Below are 16,222 nucleotides of genomic sequence, written 5' to 3'. Positions count from 1 at the left end.
AGATAATATCAGGGCCGCTGAAGAGTTTGATCAAAAACTTCTTCTTTACCTTCCTGCCGGGATTCCAGAGAGTTTCCGTAAAGTCCGTACTTTACCAGCGCCTTTTCAACATAAAGCCAGAAAAATCCGACTATGCAGCCTATGAGCGCGCCCACAATCACATCCGAGGGGTAGTGGACTCCGATAAATATCCGGCTCAAACTTACAGTAATAGCAAATATCCAGACTAAAAGTTTAAATTTTCCTGCTCTTGAGTGCAAAAAAGTAGCCAGAGCAAAGGACATAAGCGAATGCCCACTCGGCATAGAGTATCCTGTGGTGCAGGTTACAAAACGGACGTCTTCAGGTCTCGGGACTTCAAAAATAGGCTTGAGAGCCAGGGCTAGAGACCAGGCCGATACGAGTAAGACAAGGAAGAGAATTGTTTGCTCCCTTCCTCTGTAATAATAGAGTACAGCAATGATCAGGAAAAGAAAGTAATCAAATTTAAGGCTTACAAATAACATGAAAGGGTCGAGAAAGGAAAAGGAGTTCAGAAACATCAGAACATAATAATCAAACTGAGAAAACATTGACAAGCGGGATCACTTCTTAACTTTGTAGAATACCAGGACTAAAATCTGTTATCTTAATTTAATTTGTCTATTTTCGGATTTCAAACTATCTATTTTTTAAAGCGCCCATTTTTTGCATATGCTTTTCTCTTACGGAGATCTCCTTGCAAGGTATCTCTCTGAACCGGAATGCTTGACAAGCTTTCCACCTTCGAGTTTGGACACCGAACCGTGTCCACAACAGATTAAGCATTTTTTGCCTTTCTTGGAGAGTTTGTTATCAAGTTCCAGTATCAGGGACATGAGGGCATTTCGTTCCTCTCTTGCAAGGTTGCTGTCTACATTTACCGATGTCATGAGATAATCAGCCAGGAAATTGTATTCAGCCCTTTCCGGGCTCAAGCTCCTGAAATTAATCACTGAATCTTGAGGGAAAACAAGCCCTTCTTCAGGGCACAGGTAGAAGATTTCCCCATGCATGTGCCCTCCAAGACCCTGAAGGGCTTCAAACTCCAGACCTCCTATCCTGAAGCGAGCAATAAGAGGAAAAGCTCCCCTTTTCTCGACTTCTTCAGCCTGAATCGGGATTTCAGGGAAAAGGATCACATTTGAAGGAGGAGTGAACCTTGAAAAGAGATTAATCATTTTTGTATAAACCTCTTCCAGAATACAACCCTGATTGCTGGACCCATAAGCCCTGCTGGTTTCCCGCGTAATTTTCAAGGTTTCGTTATTGAGGTAAGAAGGAGCGGAAAAATAGCCTGCAGCCCCGCAGTGGTCAGCATCTGCATGAGTAATATAGATTCTTTTAAGCAGGCTCAGGTCTCCAAGCCTGTAGTGCTGGAGCATATTCACGACATCCGGCTGGTATATCCCATAGCCCGTATCAATCATAACCCTTTCTTCAGGAGTATCGAAAAGATAGATATTTCCTCCACAAGGAAGCTGGAAACAGAAAAGTTCAATGCCGTCCTTTACCCTGATCCTCTGCACATCGGCATAAAAGCCTTCTCCTGAAGTCCGGTTAAGGGTTTCTCCGACTTTGAGGATGTTCTCAAAGACCTCAACAGGGTCTTTTCGCAGGTTTGAGAGTTCCTGGGCGATATGGTTGATGTCGTGCAAAAATTTCATTAAAAAGGCATCTTCTGCATTTCCGAGATAGTTCCTCAGTTTCTGGGCAAGCCTCAGATAAAAAACCGTATCATCAAGCTTTTCCCCTGTTGTGTCATATTCAACAATCTCAAGCCTGTACTTTGATTTGAGCTGGTTCAGGAGAGCATCTATAAGGCCGGCATTTTCAATGTTAAGGCTCACGACTAGCCTTTCAGGATGCTGCCCCCTGTCATCAAAATCAAGGAAAGTGATATTTGCCCCTGAAGAAGTGATATAGTTCAGGAGATCAAATAATGCTCCTGGGCAGTTTGGGAGATAGACATTGAATTTAAGAAAAGCTACAGGCTGCAGGGAAGTCTGGAGGTAACCTATTTTTTCCAGCTCCTCAAGGATTTTTTGGTAAGCCTGTGAAGCAGCCGCTACCTCAAAAAAGACAGTGTTCCTGTCGATCCTCCGGTCATACTGTATCCGGTTGATGTTTCCTTCATGCCGCGTGATAATCTCGGCTGCACTGTGCAGGGCTCCGGGCTTGTCAGGCATGCAAGCGATAAAAGAGAATTGTTCCATGAAACATCCCCTGATCAGGTAAAAACCGTTTTTCTGGTTAATTTAGATTAAATCCTGCCTTACTTTAAACTTTCCTGTTTATGAGAAAATGGAGAATTAAAAGAAAATAATAATTCAGCATATAATAATAATTTAGCACTCAAGCACAACAGCCCGGAGTCCAAGCGCCTCAAAAACTCCTTTGATCTCAAAAAGAGGGTTCTCTTTCCTGTAAAAGAGATGGGATCTACAGGCACAGTCCGTACACCCAAATCCCGGAGCTGAATCCCCCCCAAGCCTGCAGGCAATTTCACACTCAAGCCGGGCAGAAGTGCCGGCACAAACTGCCTGGGACAATCTAAACGAAGAGTTCAGATGGAGATAATCTACGTGCCATCTGGGATTCTTATCCCCTTTTGAAGAAAGGTCAATATGTCTTTTTAGTCTCTTCATGCCTCCGGGTCCGAGGGCCGAACCTACGTAGATATGAAAACCTGCAGGAAACGAAAACGTGCCCTTTTTCCCTACTTCAATTATGCAATCCCTGTTCTCAAACACCAGGCAGTAAACCCCTTTTTCGGAAAAATCCATTTTCAGACTCCGATTATTAATAACTCGATTTCTTAGCGACTTCGGTTTTTAAGACCTCAATTTATTTTCAGAAACCTGAAGGTACTTCTCAAGCAGAGGCACAACCATTTCCTCCAATTTATCTTTTTCCTTCAGGGCTTCAACCCAGGAGACAGGTACTGCTTCAATCCCAAGCCTTGCCCCGAGTATCCCGCCTGCGACGCTGCCCACTGAATCTGAATCTCCGGTTATGTTCACCGCAGTTTGAATGGCTTTTTTGTAATCATCAGGGTACCGTAGAATGCAGAAATAAGCAAGGGCAAAAGTTTCATCGGCATACCAGCCCTGCCCTATTTTCTGGAGAGCCTCTTCATCACTCAAATTACTATGAGCCAGTTCATAAGATCTTTTCAGAGATTCCGTAAACTCCTCAGAAATCCCTTCCGTTGCCTTGAGAAGAGGTAAAAACATATCTTCGGGGGTTACCCCATCAAGAGCCAGTTTTACAGCATATGCTCCCGCAATGGATGCAGCATCTGCAGTAGGATTAGAGTGGGTAATTCTACCGGAAACTGAAGCTGCTTTTATCAGTTTTTCGGGGTCATTCCGGAAAATGAAACCAAGGATTCCAACCCGCATGAGGCTTCCGCATGTTTTTGAGTTTATTCCTGCCCTGCTCCAGTGAATTCCATCTCTGAGATTAAGGGCTGCACTTCTGGTTGTTGCTCCGGCTCCAAGGTCAGGCTCATCCAGCCAGAGGACAAGTTCCTCTGCGATTTTGTCCATAAGCCCTGGAAGTTCAAGTTCTGCCCCATGCAGGAGCCCTCGGGCAAGTACAAGCATCAACTGGGTATCATCCGTCCAGGAAGACTCTGGAGAGAGTTCAAGGATTCCATCTTCTCCATATTTCTCTTCTATTTGCTCAAGGTTCAGATGTTCTACGGGACGGCCAAGAGCATCTCCGCATGCGGTGCCGAAAAGAAAGCTACGAAGCTTGCTTTCAAGATATGGAGTCGCTTGTGTGTTATCTGTACTCATGATTTCAATTCCATAACTCAAGAGAGAAATGTGACTATTCATGTATAATTAAGCTTACTCAGATAGGTTTGAGTTTTTGAATTATATCAAATTGTTGCTAATAGTTTGAGGTAAAAATCCCAAATCCTGAAGCTCTATGAGTACATTTCCATGATTGCCAGGACTTTTACAAGGAGGCTGTGTTTAGCTTAAAATGCTTTAATTGATTTCGGTTTGTTAGATACAGAATTCAGCAGAATGATCTTGTTTTTGTTCTAGGTATACAGGGCAGGATTATCATAGTGCCTTTGCAACTCCACATACCTTAATCCCGATATCATGTTACTCTCAAACTTGACCTTCTTTGATTCAAGAGTAAACCGTATGAACTTATCATACCCTTCAACCATGAGTACATCTCAACCATTAAGTAGTGGACAACCTGCGCAGTTGAATTGAAAAAAAAGTAGCATAAGACTTCTAACTATCTAATTCATAATATTTGTGACAGATTTGCAAATGTTTGATTTTGATCCTCAAATATATAAGTTCAAAAATTATTAAGTTATAGTTATTTAGATTGGATCTCCAAAAAATAATTCATTTTTTAAGAGTTATTGAGCCGTATATAGGAAATTAAGTGTGGTTTCAGCTGTCTTCCAATAAAAATATACTTTTTGATGGAATTATTTGTCCTTAAAATGGGTAAAAATTATTAATTTGATATTTAAAAGATATTTTATCCTTATTTTGGACGTTTAATTAAATATAACTAATAATAATACTGGATGCCATAGTTACAAATAAATATAATTTGGCAGACATTAAGCAATTATTTAACTTTATTATTGTTTTTAAGGACATATAAGAGTTATTAACTAGATATGTAATTATTGACATCTATTTTTACCTTAATAAGATAATATATGCGCTTATCAGAAAAAATAAGCAATTTAAATCCTTTATTTATACCTTATTTTGGAGAAACCAGGAAATATAACTGTATACATATATAAATAGAACAATATTAAAATAATTAAAACTGTATTAATATTAATGTATACCATACATACCTATTTATTTTCGCACCTTATGATAATATCTAAAAAACGTTTCTTTGAAAGTAGGTAAGCATGTCAATAGCAAAACACAGCGTTTAAGCATTGTGTTTAGTTAACAAAAGTGAGGAATGAGAACAAATGGGGAAGTGGGGTATTAGAACAAATGGAAAAACAGGATTTGACATCCTAAAAAAGACAGGTTATCTTTTCATGGTAACCTTAATATTATTGACAAATGTAGCAGCAGCAGAGGACGATACAGGAGATCCAGAGGACAACAAAATTGCATATAACGATGTGACGATCTCAGAAGACACGTTTGACACTGTTTCATTTGAAAATGTAGAATTTAACAATGTCGTATTTAATAATGTCACATTTGTCAATGTCTCAATTAACACCCTCATAGTTAACAATCTCACAACAGTTGAACCGGATGCAGCAAACACCGCAGATGCTCCTAAAGTTAGCCGTCAATTATCGGAGTTCAACCCTGATCAGAGGAGTACTGCAGCAGCGAGTGCTGAACCGGGAAGTACCGTAAATAGTGGAGATTATGCAGGGAGTAAAGCGTACAATGGAACTGGTGCAGGAAACACCCAAAATAATGGGACGTACGCCGGAGCAACCATTAATAATGGGCTATACGCAGGAGCAATCTTTAATTATGGGACGTACGCAGGCTCCAGAGTTTATGGGGAAGAGGCAGGATACACCATAAATAATGGGGAGTGTGCAGGAAACACCCAAAATAATGGGGAGTATGCAGGAAGCACCCAAAATAATGCGGAGGCTACAGGCTCCAGATATTACAATGGGACGGAAGCAGGAGCAACCATTAATAATGGGGATGATGCAGGATCCTACCATAATATTGGGGATGTAGCATATGGCTACATTAATAATGGGGATGGATCAGGTACCAAAAATTACATTGGAGAAGGTGCAGGAAACTTCATAAATAATGGAAAGGATGCAGCAAGCAGTTATAATTATGGGGATTCTGCAGGCGGCTACGTTAATAACGGGGTTGATTCCGGCTCCAGAAATTATGGGGAAGATGCAGGAAACACCTATAATTATGGAGAATGTACAGGAAACACCGATAATTATGGAGAAGTAGCAGGCGGTACCATTAATTGTGGAGATGGCTCCGGCTCCAGATATTATGATGTGGCTTCAGGAAACACCATAAATGATGGGGGAGTAGCAGGAAACACCATAAATAATGGTGTGGCAGCTGGAAGCACCGGAAATAATGGGGCATGTGCAGGCTCCAGAAATTATGGGGTGGATTCAGGAAACACCATAAATAATGGGGATTGTGCAGGAAGCACCTATAACAATGGAAAGGATGCAGCAAGCACCGAAAATAATGGGGACAATGCAGGCTCCAAAAATTATAATGGGAAGGATTCAGGAAGCGTCGAAAATAATGGGGACAATGCAGGAAGTACCATAACCAAGAATATAACCATAAATGAAGCGAACGATGAAGAGGACGATGAAGAAAACGATGAAGAAAACGATGAGGGGGACGATGAAGAAAACGATGAAGAAAACGATGAAGCAAACGATGAAGCAAACAATGAAGCAAACGATGAAGCAAACGATGAAGAGGACACCGTATAATAAGTGAAACTAAAAACTAAAAAACACACAAAAACACATTGTATCAGTACAATGTTGTTAATAGAACTTACGCAGTTGCCTGCTCTGCAGGCAACTTTTGAATTTCCTTATTTTTTTATACTAAAGAAGACTTTTTGTGAACTACCCCGCCATGCTTTCTGATGAAAGCACAGCACTCCTTTGATGTATAAGCTTCATCAATTCTTATTACTCTTTTATCTATAAGCTCCGCCTTGTAGGTCAAGAATTCGATGAAACGAGAAAAATATCCTTGATTCTGAGTTGATCTATTCTGAGAACGTTTTCTTTTTTACCTTATGAGAGAAACAGAGTTTTCCACTATTGATTTTGAATCCGCTTTGATTGTAAACTAACGTCATGAAGTATTTTCCACTTCTGAACTTTGGTGGTCTTGCAGATTTATCACCATTTATCCAGAGTGAGAAGAATAATTTGTAATTAGCATCGAGCTTTTTCAATACCGATCACAGTATTTTGGAATACACTATATTGTACTCAGGGAATTTTTATTTCAATGCTGGAAGCTGATTCTGTTGTTCTACGTACTTTACAGTTCTCTGTTCGAATACGATCTTGACCAGAACGTATCTTTCCATAACATAGTTTTTACTTCAGGGAAGTTTTTGCGAATCTCCCTTGAAGTTATTGTCTTGATGATGTTAATATACTTTGGAATATCGAGCGAAGGTTTTGCTGAAAATAATAAGTGAAAATAGTCTTCGTCACACTCGATATTCAGCACTTCAACATCGAATGTTTCACTTATGCTATGGATTTTTATTTTGAGAAAATCAATTATAAGAGGATTCGTTAAAGCTTTTCTCCTATATTTCACACACTGAATGAAATGATAATGGAGTGAATTCACAGAATGGCCCTTAAGACCCAGAGTTTATACTGAATAGTTATAACTATATTGATATAACTATAAGTATAACTGATTATTCTACTGTTGTTTTGTAGAAGTTGATGGCTTTCATCCCCCACCTGTCACTTACGCTCCGAGGAAGGGGACTTCACGCCTTAGAGTTAAAACAATTGAATTTTCAATTCAATTATCTGAGTCCTAAAATACAAAATCAAAAAACGAGTGTAAAAAATGGTATAAAAAACGAGTGTAAAAAGGAAAAGTGCTCCGATGGGGATTTGAACCCCAGTCGCAGGAGTGAGAGTCCTGAATGATTGGCCGAGCTACACTATCGGAGCACGCTGTTAATTATGTTCTGTCCCTAAGACAGCATACGTTCAAGTGATTTATAAAATATAAACCTTTCGACTGATTTTCAAAAAAAATTGAAGCAGCCGGGAGGATATGCATACTTCCCGGCAGAGAGTTAGAGGAGATTTCCTTCAGAATGAAGGCTATCTGTTTACTTTTCCGGTAACCGAAGTTATACGAACATGGCCTGAGGAATTGTTGGCTCCTGCACATTAACGACCTTGTCATAGGCTTTCATGAAGTCTGCCATGGTGATCTGTTTGCCGCGCCTGCGCAGAACAAAGATCCCAGCTTCTTTGACAATTACGTTTATATCTGCCCCACTCCTTCCTGACAGGACCTTTGCAAGCTTTTCAAAGTCTACGTCATCAGCAAGTTTCATCTTGCGGGTGTGGATTTTTAGGATCTCGATTCTGCCTTTTTCATCAGGGAGCGGAACTTCGATGGACCTATCGAACCTGCCGGGTCTGAGGAGAGCGGGGTCAAGAAGGTCAATCCGGTTGGTTGCAGCAACCACCTTTACATTTCCTTTTGGATCAAATCCATCCATCTCAGCGAGGAGTTGAAGCATTGTCCTATTTACCTCCGCCGAGCCGCTTGTTCCGTCATAGGTCCTCATGCTGCCCACAGCATCGATTTCGTCTATGAAGAGGATACTTGGGGACTTGTCCCTTGCAAGCTGGAAAATGTCCTTGACAAGCCTTGAGCCTTCCCCAACGAACTTCTGGACGAGGTCTGAACCTGACATCCGGATGAAGGTGGCTTTTGCCTGAGAAGCTATGGCTTTTGCAATCAGGGTCTTTCCCGTCCCAGGGGCGCCGTGGAGCAGAACCCCGGAGGGAGGTTCAATTCCCAGGTCCTCAAAAAGTTCGGGTTCGGTAAGTGGAAGTTCCACGCTTTCACGGACTTCCTGAAGTACCTCATCCAACCCACCAATCATGCTGTAGTCCACACCCGGAGAATTGATAAGCTCCATAACCTGAGCTCTCACATCGGCAGCCCTGCTCACTATGGAAATGATCGAGTAAGCCCCATTTACCGCAACCCTCATCCCAGGCTCTATTTTCCCGAGGCATTCCTCCGGGATCTGCGTGAGGACTTCCTGGTTGTTTCCGTGCTGTCTGATAAGGGCAATTTCCCCATTTACCTCAAGAATGGTTGCAATGAAAAGTGGAGGTTCGGTAAGTTGTTCCAGGTGAGCTTTTAATTTATTGATTTCCTGAAGGTGCCTGCCTGTGGCTACACTGGCTTCAAGGAGCCGTGCCTTCATATTTTCGTTCTGGACCTTAAGTATCTCTATTTCGGTTAAGAGAGATTTCACATCCTCAGAAATGATCTCCCCGCCTTCAAGCTGAAACTCTACCCTAGACTTAATATCTTCCAGGGAAGACCTTATGGCACTGTCTTCTGACATTTGAATACACCTGTGTTATGATATAAAATTGATTTGAATATTGGTTTCAGGTTAATTGAGTTCTAAACGTGTGTATATGGTTGATTTAGTTGATTCGGAGGTAAAAGGTTTACGAGTAACCTTATTTGCAGGTGATGATCTGCAGCTATCAGAGTTTTAGCAATTACCCTGAGCAATTACCCTGCAGATTTCTGTCTGGAGATGCAATTATCTTCCGGCATCTGCCTCCGTTCCTTCAGGGCTTTTACAAAAGAGCAAAAGCCTGAAAACGGACGCCAGGAACAGAACAATACTTTTCATGACTATTGCCCTTAAGAGAGCAATTGCACGTTACCCAGTACAGGACAATTTATACATATATTTTTTACAGGATAGCGTACGCATATCAAAGGTTAAAATGCAATTGAAGAGGTTCTAATGCAATTGAAGAGGTTCTTATCGTGTTCACAGTATATATAAGATGCCGGGAATAATTATGCACATATAAATATAAAAAGGATATATATAAGTTCCTGCCGCCCATTGCTAACCCTTATAAAATTGTCTAAGAAACTTATTATTATTTTCTGGTCTTTAGATTTTTCTGGTCTTTAGATTTTCCTCTCTAAATCATGCAAAACAGTCAAATTTTAATTATATTTTGATAATTTTTCAATTAATAGGAAAAGGAAACGTCGCAATAGATAAGTCAATGATAAAAACGGTAGTTGACGGAAAAATAATGATTCCTTTGCCAAAAGTTTTGGTTGGAAATCGATACTAACCTATGTTCCCCGTATTATCTACTTATTATGCTGATTGTGGCAGAAAATTACATGTGAACTCTCACTACACTCGTTTTATTTTGTCAAGTCACGGCACTATAGCTCGCAATGTTACATACTGGTTTTGTCCTGCTTGCAAGAAACCTTTTCACGATCAAATTATTGGTGTTCCTGGTTCTGCAGATTACAGTTCTGAATATTATGATAAACAAATGAATGTTAGATATGATGAACGATGCAGTCTAACAATTCACGATGAATAGGGAACATATACAGAAGGCCTGATAACCTTCTGTGGAAGAGCTCCTTGTGCAACTTCACTATGGTTATATGAACAAAAACGAGCAGAACTTTCAAAGCAAGAACTTTTGGATCAAAAAGTTGCCTTTCGCGAAACATTGTATGTTGATGGAGATTGGATCAAAAAAGGCTGGAAATAAAAGTTTGAAAATCTATTGGAGAGAACGATTCCAAAGAAAGAATGGAAGAAAATGCGATATAAATCTGTTTACGTTGTTGCTACCGAAGAAAAGGTAATTTTAGATTTTGAGGTAACTGACCGATTACCAACAATTGAAGCTCTGATGCCTCATTTCATTCAAATAAAGAATCGATTTCCCGAAGGCAAAATACAAAAGATTGTTTCTGATGAGGACAAAGCAATCATAGGAGCCGTAAAGAGGGTGTTCCCTGAAGTGGCTCATTTTTTTTGCGTGTTTCATCAATTAAAAAACGTTAGCAAGAGATATTATGAGGAATTGAACTCTATTGAAGAGATCCCAGATAATGACAGGGTTGTGTACAATGAGATCTGTCAGTTGATCCGTTCTTATACGGCCATCAGTGCTGTTGCATATATTCAAAAGATACGAAAATTTGACTCTAATTTGAAACTTTCAGAAGCGTCTCATAAAGCGATTTCTTATGCAGAAGAGATTTTCAAGAAGAATGTAAGCTTCTTGAAAAAAGGTTTTACACCTGAGACGAATAATACAATGGAACAGATATTTTCTTTGACATGTGATATCGTAGACAAAGCAAGATCTTTTAAAACCGATAGTGGCCTAACTAATTTTTGTTATAATTTATTTACTTATTCCAACAAACGGTGTTTCAGTACTGGTAAATGGAAAGGATTCTCACCCTTAATGAGGGCAAGATTCCAATATGGATAAAAGCAAAGGAAAAATGGAAACTTAGAACCTAAACTTGAAGTCTTCCAGTCGTAGCTATTGAAAAATCCCACAAGAATCAATCCATAATTGAAAAATGTTTAAAACTGTACATATGAATGGATCAACTTTTCCAAGATGTGTAGATTGGTTTACTCAAATTCGGATGAAATTTTATGATTATTTTTGAAATTGAAGAAAAACCAGAAAAAATTAAAAAGACTCTTGTCTTATAATACTCACATAATACACATCAGTTTCTTTGTTTCTTTCATACTCTTTATTTTTTCCTTTCGATTAGTTATGCATAATTGTCACTTTTCAATGTCACCGCATTTCTCCCTGAAAGAGCCAGAATTTGAGATACATAGATGGAATATTACGGCATTTTTATACATCTCTGCCCTGGGGAATGAACGATATAAAAACCTTTCGTTGGAACGATTCAGAACCCGGGGCTGAAAAGAGGCAACTTTGTACAAATATTCAAAATAGAACCTTGACTTTACCAGATTATTGATATATTATCTCAACTTCAGTTATAGTTCTACAATAAAGATAATAAAAAGAATAAACTCGTTTACATGCCTAAAAAATTCAAAGGATAGATTTAATAATAGAAGCATAATATCATTCCACATGCGTGTATCAGAAGATTTTCTAAGAGTAGGTGCAACAGTCACATTTGTTGGCTTTGTTATAGTATTTTTAGGTATAATTCTTACAATGTTACAGCATCCTGCAAGCACTCAAATGGGCGGACTGGTCATGCTCGGACCCATTCCGATAGTATTCGGCTCTACTCCTGAAATTACAACAAATATGCTTGGACTTGGATTATTAATAACAATTCTTTATCTATTCCTGTGGAAGACGAAACGTTGATTGGAAACTTACTTGTTTTAACTGGAATTTTCATTATACTCTTCGGGTTTTTAATACTTATAATCGGAACAGCCATAGGCATGCGCGAAACTTCCGAACCTGGAAAAGGATATTCAAAAAGAAGGGGCTGGTTCGGAAAAGATGCTGATTCGGGAAATTCTTTCGGTTTCGAGGACCCCGGTAAGAAAGAACCTCATGCAGGAAAAGCCGAATCAAGGATAAGGGGTGGAGGAGTAATTATGCTTGGCCCGATCCCGATTATCTTTGGAAGCGAAGGGGAAAGTGCAAAGACAGCAACAATCCTTGCGATAATCCTGATGGTTCTCAGTCTGCTTATTTTCAGAGGCATAATCTTCTGAATTTGCCTTCATCTGCATTCAAACACTGATCTACTCTGTTTTCAAAGCTACTCTGTTTTGGTCTTCTCCAGCCACAAGATTGATATTCGGTATTAGGTCCCTCCTGCCTAGTTTTTGTTTCTATCTACTGTATGCAGACAGGCTCAAACAGGGAGCGGCACGTGGAAAGGAGAAATAGGAGATACAACAAAGGTCATTTCGGAATAATACCAACCAATTAACCAGGGAACCCCTCTGTTTTCAAAGGCGCAGAATTTAAAACTACCTGCTCCTTTAAACCGGACAAAACCTTATTAAGGTTAAGCCCGATTCAGGGCTTATGTTTACGATAATCACAGGCGCGCAGTTCGGTGACGAGGGAAAAGGTAAGATTGTCGACCTTCTTTCAAAAAATTATGATATTGTTGCCCGTTTCCAGGGTGGGAACAACGCAGGCCATACAGTCAGGGTAGGAGATGAGGTCTACAAACTGCACCTGATCCCCTCAGGCATCCTGCTTGATGCCAGGGTCCTGATCGGGCCTGGGGTTGTCCTGAACCCTGAGGTTTTAGCCGAAGAAGCCACAATGTTTGAGAAGCATGGGATAAAGGTAGACCCGGGAAAACTCGGGATTGATGCAAAAACAAGCATTATTATGCCTTACCACATAGAAATGGACGGGCTCAGGGAAGCTGCAAGGGAAACAAAAATAGGGACCACTCGGCGCGGAATCGGCTATGCCTATATTGATAAAGTAGCAAGGGACGAGATCCGCATGGCTGAACTTGTAGATAAGGATCGTTTCCTGGCAAGGCTTGAAGAACTTGCTCCCCAGAAAGAAAAAGAAATCGAGACAATGGGGGGAGACCCGAAGATCGTCAGAGACCCGGTCCTAATAAATAAATACCTTGAACTGGGAAGACAGTTTGCTGCCTATGTTACGGATGTTTCCAAGGAAATCAATCAGGCTCTTGATGAAGGAAAGCATGTCATGGCTGAAGCTGCCCAGGGAACCCACCTTGATGTGATACACGGAACCCAGAAATTCGTAACCTCTTCTTCCACAATTGCGGGTTCTGCATGTGCCAACCTTGGAGTGGGGCCTACAAGGGTGGACAATGTTATTGCCATAGTAAAAGCTTATATAACAAGAGTCGGGGAAGGGCCGCTACCAACAGAGCTTTCCGGGGAACTGGGAGAAAGGATACAGAAAGCCGGAGGAGAGTTCGGGACGACTACAGGCAGAGGCAGGAGGTGCGGCTGGTTCGACCTTCCACTTCTTAAAAAAGCCATTGCCCTTAACGGATATACGGAAATTTCCCTTACCAAGCTGGATGTACTGACAGGCCTTGACTCTCTCAGGATCTGTGTTGGATACAAACATAAAGGAGAAAGCCTGGACTATCCCCCGGAACTTACAGAAGATCTATGGGACTGCATCCCGGTGTATGAAGATCTCCCTGGCTGGAAAGACGAACTGACAGAGGTGAAAGCCTATGGTGAGCTTCCTGAAAATGCCCGAAACTATGTCAGAAGGCTTGAAGAGCTTATGAAAGTCCCTGTCAATTATATATCTGTAGGTCCTGGAAGGGCACAAACCTTTAAAAAAGAATAATGCCATTAGTAAATCTGTCCAGCAGATTACCGAAAAATGTATATATTAACCAATAAATTTATCAACTCCATTTTCCAGTTTAGACTAAAATCATATTAACCGGCATTATCGGGCCTTCTGGCCCAAATTTTAAGAGTCCGTAGCCAGCTAAAAACCAGCAATGGACTTCTCAGAAGAGAATAGAGTTACCTCTTTTCGAGAACAAGAGTTACATTCCTGACAGATTCGGGGGGAAGAATCGGCGCTATCACCCGAACCTGCAAAACTAACTTAATTTGCATAAGGAGGAGAGCATGACAACAGTATTCGATGTCCCTGCAATGGAAATGATCGAAAAACTTGCAGGTATTCTTAAGGAAAATGAAAAGATCGTTCCCCCAGAATGGGCAGGGAACGTGAAAACCGGGGTTCACAAAGAACTTTCCCCAACCAATGAAGACTGGTGGTACATCAGGTGCGCAGCAGTCCTGAGAAAGATTTATACAGAAGGACCAATCGGAACCGAGAGACTCCGCTCCGTATATGGGGGAAAGAAGGATAATGGTTCTCAGCCCTCCCACAAGGCAAAGGGCAGTGGTTCTGTTGCCAGAAAGACGGTACAGCAGCTTGAAGCAGCAGGCTTCCTGCAGAAGGTAAAGGACGGAAGAACAGTATCTGCAAAAGGACGTTCCATGATGGATAACGCAGCACACGAACTTAAGCAGGAACTGCTCGAAAAGATTCCGGGACTTGCCAAATACTGAAAGAGAAGATCTTTTAGAAAGGGACCTAAAAAATTCGGATCCCCTTTCATATATACTAACATACTAACAATATTTCAGAAAACCGATTTTTTCGGTGATTGCCATGTCTAATATGGATGACGAACTCGAAGAAATCCGAAAGAGACGGCTTGCAGAAATCCAGAAACAGCAGGCACAGAATCAGCCATCTGACACACAGGCGGCTTATCAGCAGGAACAGGCAAGAGCTGAAATGGAAGCTCAGAAGCAGTCGATACTGAGGCAGATCCTGACTCCCGAAGCAAGGGAACGTCTGACAACTCTGAAGATGTCAAGGCCAGCTCTTGGGGAACAACTTGAGATGCAGCTGATATCGCTTGCCCAGAGTGGAAGGCTCCAGTCTCAAATCGATGATGAGCAGCTGAAAACACTCCTGATGCGGATGCAGCCAAAGAAACGCAAGACGTCCATAACCCGGGTTTAATCAAAATGAAAGTCTCGGTCCTCTTTAGTGGAGGTAAGGACAGTTCACTCTCTGCCCTTTTGCTAGAGCCGTTTTTTGAGGTTGAACTCGTAACCTGTAACTTCGGATTGCTCCCTACAGGAAAAATCGCAGCAAAAACTGCTGAAGAGTTACATTTCCCACACAGGGTCCTTTCTCTTGAGAGGGAGATCCTGGAAAAGGCATACGAGATGGTACTGAAAGAAGGGTTTCCAAAAAGCGCTATCAATTATATCCACGAAAGAGCTGTCGAAACTCTTGCTATGGATCCGGCAGTTAAACTGATTGCCGACGGAACCAGGCGAGATGACAGGGTTCCAGTGCTTTCGATCTCACAGGTGAGAAGCATTGAAGACCGGCTGGGAGTACAGTATTCCTGCCCCCTTAAAGGATTCGGCAAAAAAGTTGTGGATTCTCTTGTAGGATGTTATCTGAATGTCGAACAGGGGCTGAGCGAAAGCACCCAGAAAGCAGATTATGAAACCGAACTCAGGGAGTTAATCCGGCAGAGACAGGGGAAGGAGATGATCAAGGAACTATTTCCGGTTCATATTCAGTCCCATGTGCTTTCAAGGAAGAAATATCCTTGAAAAAAGAAGCAGATGCATTTGAAAACTGGAAACCTCCCTGAAGAGGAAAATTCTGGAATAAAGATTTATAGAATAATCGAGTTATATTCAACCCTTATACTGCTGCAGGTTACCACAGAACATCATAGAATTTACAGGATATGGTTTACAGGCCTGCCGATTCATTCTGGCATGGTAGAGCCGCAATTACGTAAGGATTGAAATCACGATCAGCTAATTACTGGATATAACTGTAAATAAACAGAATAACTGTAAATTAACAGAATAACTGTAAATTAACAGAATCAGATTGCTTACAGGTCAACAGGTGTGATCCACTTGAGTCATAACATGAAAGGACAGAAGAAGCGTCTTGCAAAGGCGCACAACCAGAATACGCGAGTCCCTGTGTGGGTTATTGTGAAAACTAACCGGAAGGTAGTGAGTCATCCCAGGCGCAGACACTGGAGAAGAAGAAGCTTGGATGTGAAATAAGCGAGGATGGTGG

17 protein-coding genes and 1 tRNA gene are annotated in these 16,222 nt (G+C 41.1%); 10 read left to right on the top strand and 8 right to left on the bottom strand.

The annotated features are described in order from the left end of the window. Positions 1 to 8 precede the first annotated feature (8 nt). From MSWH1_RS03080 to MSWH1_RS03065, 4 genes are all read right to left on the bottom strand, one after another. Positions 9 to 542, bottom strand: coding sequence for a phosphatase PAP2 family protein (locus tag MSWH1_RS03080; RefSeq protein ID WP_197074611.1), 534 nt, complete (start codon positions 540 to 542; stop codon positions 9 to 11). 162 nt (positions 543 to 704) lie between these two features. Next, entirely contained in the window at positions 705 to 2,234 is a 1,530-nt protein-coding gene (locus MSWH1_RS03075; RefSeq protein WP_048125994.1) for an MBL fold metallo-hydrolase, read from the bottom strand. A gap of 132 nt (positions 2,235 to 2,366) precedes the next feature. Continuing rightward, a complete protein-coding gene (locus tag MSWH1_RS03070) occupies positions 2,367 to 2,804 on the bottom strand; it encodes a DUF123 domain-containing protein (protein ID WP_048125992.1) in 438 nt (145 codons plus the stop codon). Between the two features lie 48 nt (positions 2,805 to 2,852). Beyond that, the gene (locus tag MSWH1_RS03065; RefSeq protein WP_048125990.1) at positions 2,853 to 3,821 is read right to left on the bottom strand and encodes an ADP-ribosylglycohydrolase family protein; all 969 of its coding nucleotides are present in this window, start codon (positions 3,819 to 3,821) and stop codon (positions 2,853 to 2,855) included. Between the two features lie 1,250 nt (positions 3,822 to 5,071). Between MSWH1_RS03065 and MSWH1_RS03060 the strand changes: the two genes are divergently transcribed. Beyond that, the gene (locus MSWH1_RS03060; RefSeq protein ID WP_197074610.1) at positions 5,072 to 6,493 is read left to right on the top strand and encodes a hypothetical protein; all 1,422 of its coding nucleotides are present in this window, start codon (positions 5,072 to 5,074) and stop codon (positions 6,491 to 6,493) included. 115 nt (positions 6,494 to 6,608) lie between these two features. Here MSWH1_RS03060 and MSWH1_RS20700 read toward each other — a convergent pair whose 3' ends face one another. The 4 genes from MSWH1_RS20700 to MSWH1_RS03050 all read right to left on the bottom strand — a co-directional run bounded on the left by MSWH1_RS20700 (position 6,609) and on the right by MSWH1_RS03050 (position 9,147). Further along, the gene (locus tag MSWH1_RS20700; protein WP_082088017.1) at positions 6,609 to 6,746 is read right to left on the bottom strand and encodes a zinc ribbon domain-containing protein; all 138 of its coding nucleotides are present in this window, start codon (positions 6,744 to 6,746) and stop codon (positions 6,609 to 6,611) included. Between the two features lie 315 nt (positions 6,747 to 7,061). After that, positions 7,062 to 7,382, bottom strand: a complete 321-nt coding sequence (gene tnpA, locus MSWH1_RS17810; protein WP_369798556.1) for an IS200/IS605 family transposase — start codon at positions 7,380 to 7,382, stop codon at positions 7,062 to 7,064. Positions 7,383 to 7,645: 263 nt separating this feature from the next. After that, positions 7,646 to 7,720 (bottom strand) — tRNA-Glu (locus MSWH1_RS03055). Positions 7,721 to 7,905: 185 nt separating this feature from the next. Next, positions 7,906 to 9,147, bottom strand: coding sequence for a proteasome-activating nucleotidase (locus MSWH1_RS03050; protein ID WP_048125985.1), 1,242 nt, complete (start codon positions 9,145 to 9,147; stop codon positions 7,906 to 7,908). A 1,255-nt stretch (positions 9,148 to 10,402) separates the two neighbouring features. Between MSWH1_RS03050 and MSWH1_RS19820 the strand changes: the two genes are divergently transcribed. From MSWH1_RS19820 to MSWH1_RS17800, 9 genes are all read left to right on the top strand, one after another. Then, on the top strand, positions 10,403 to 11,086 hold the full coding sequence (locus tag MSWH1_RS19820; RefSeq protein ID WP_231591885.1) for a hypothetical protein: 684 nt from the start codon (positions 10,403 to 10,405) through the stop codon (positions 11,084 to 11,086). Positions 11,087 to 11,722: 636 nt separating this feature from the next. After that, positions 11,723 to 11,968, top strand: a complete 246-nt coding sequence (locus MSWH1_RS03040) for a DUF131 domain-containing protein (protein ID WP_048125980.1) — start codon at positions 11,723 to 11,725, stop codon at positions 11,966 to 11,968. Next, entirely contained in the window at positions 11,965 to 12,327 is a 363-nt protein-coding gene (locus tag MSWH1_RS03035) for a TIGR00304 family protein (protein ID WP_231585552.1), read from the top strand. Before MSWH1_RS03040 ends, MSWH1_RS03035 begins: the two co-directional genes overlap by 4 nt. 319 nt (positions 12,328 to 12,646) lie before the next feature. Continuing rightward, complete coding sequence (locus tag MSWH1_RS03030) at positions 12,647 to 13,921, top strand: adenylosuccinate synthase (protein ID WP_048125976.1); 1,275 nt, start codon at positions 12,647 to 12,649, stop codon at positions 13,919 to 13,921. Positions 13,922 to 14,214: 293 nt separating this feature from the next. After that, positions 14,215 to 14,664: a 30S ribosomal protein S19e gene (locus MSWH1_RS03025; protein ID WP_048125974.1), complete on the top strand. Its 450-nt coding sequence runs from the start codon at positions 14,215 to 14,217 to the stop codon at positions 14,662 to 14,664. 94 nt (positions 14,665 to 14,758) lie between these two features. After that, a complete protein-coding gene (locus tag MSWH1_RS03020) occupies positions 14,759 to 15,127 on the top strand; it encodes a DNA-binding protein (protein ID WP_048125972.1) in 369 nt (122 codons plus the stop codon). A gap of 5 nt (positions 15,128 to 15,132) precedes the next feature. Beyond that, positions 15,133 to 15,735, top strand: a complete 603-nt coding sequence (locus tag MSWH1_RS03015; protein ID WP_048125969.1) for a tRNA (5-methylaminomethyl-2-thiouridylate)-methyltransferase — start codon at positions 15,133 to 15,135, stop codon at positions 15,733 to 15,735. Between the two features lie 18 nt (positions 15,736 to 15,753). After that, on the top strand, positions 15,754 to 15,936 hold the full coding sequence (locus MSWH1_RS18760; protein ID WP_048158736.1) for a hypothetical protein: 183 nt from the start codon (positions 15,754 to 15,756) through the stop codon (positions 15,934 to 15,936). A gap of 117 nt (positions 15,937 to 16,053) precedes the next feature. Then, positions 16,054 to 16,209 carry a 50S ribosomal protein L39e gene (locus MSWH1_RS17800; protein ID WP_082088016.1) on the top strand — a complete coding sequence of 52 codons (156 nt, stop codon included), beginning with the start codon at positions 16,054 to 16,056 and terminating at the stop codon, positions 16,207 to 16,209. The last annotated feature ends 13 nt before the right edge of the window (positions 16,210 to 16,222 follow it).

This window comes from Methanosarcina sp. WH1 (assembly GCF_000970005.1).
Taxonomy (GTDB): domain Archaea; phylum Halobacteriota; class Methanosarcinia; order Methanosarcinales; family Methanosarcinaceae; genus Methanosarcina.
The sequence above is the reverse complement of the archived record's forward strand: the minus strand, read 5'-3'. Positions and strand labels throughout refer to the sequence as shown.

Coding starts and splice junctions, on each gene's coding strand:
- MSWH1_RS03015 (WP_048125969.1), top strand. CDS start 15,133: ATGAAAGTCTCGGTCCTCTTTAGTGGAGGTAAGGACAGTTCACTCTCT.
- MSWH1_RS19820 (WP_231591885.1), top strand. CDS start 10,403: ATGCGATATAAATCTGTTTACGTTGTTGCTACCGAAGAAAAGGTAATT.
- MSWH1_RS03025 (WP_048125974.1), top strand. CDS start 14,215: ATGACAACAGTATTCGATGTCCCTGCAATGGAAATGATCGAAAAACTT.
- MSWH1_RS03040 (WP_048125980.1), top strand. CDS start 11,723: ATGCGTGTATCAGAAGATTTTCTAAGAGTAGGTGCAACAGTCACATTT.
- MSWH1_RS03030 (WP_048125976.1), top strand. CDS start 12,647: ATGTTTACGATAATCACAGGCGCGCAGTTCGGTGACGAGGGAAAAGGT.
- MSWH1_RS03050 (WP_048125985.1), bottom strand. CDS start 9,147: ATGTCAGAAGACAGTGCCATAAGGTCTTCCCTGGAAGATATTAAGTCT.
- MSWH1_RS03080 (WP_197074611.1), bottom strand. CDS start 542: ATGTTTCTGAACTCCTTTTCCTTTCTCGACCCTTTCATGTTATTTGTA.
- MSWH1_RS03075 (WP_048125994.1), bottom strand. CDS start 2,234: ATGGAACAATTCTCTTTTATCGCTTGCATGCCTGACAAGCCCGGAGCC.
- MSWH1_RS03060 (WP_197074610.1), top strand. CDS start 5,072: ATGGTAACCTTAATATTATTGACAAATGTAGCAGCAGCAGAGGACGAT.
- MSWH1_RS03065 (WP_048125990.1), bottom strand. CDS start 3,821: ATGAGTACAGATAACACACAAGCGACTCCATATCTTGAAAGCAAGCTT.
- MSWH1_RS03070 (WP_048125992.1), bottom strand. CDS start 2,804: ATGGATTTTTCCGAAAAAGGGGTTTACTGCCTGGTGTTTGAGAACAGG.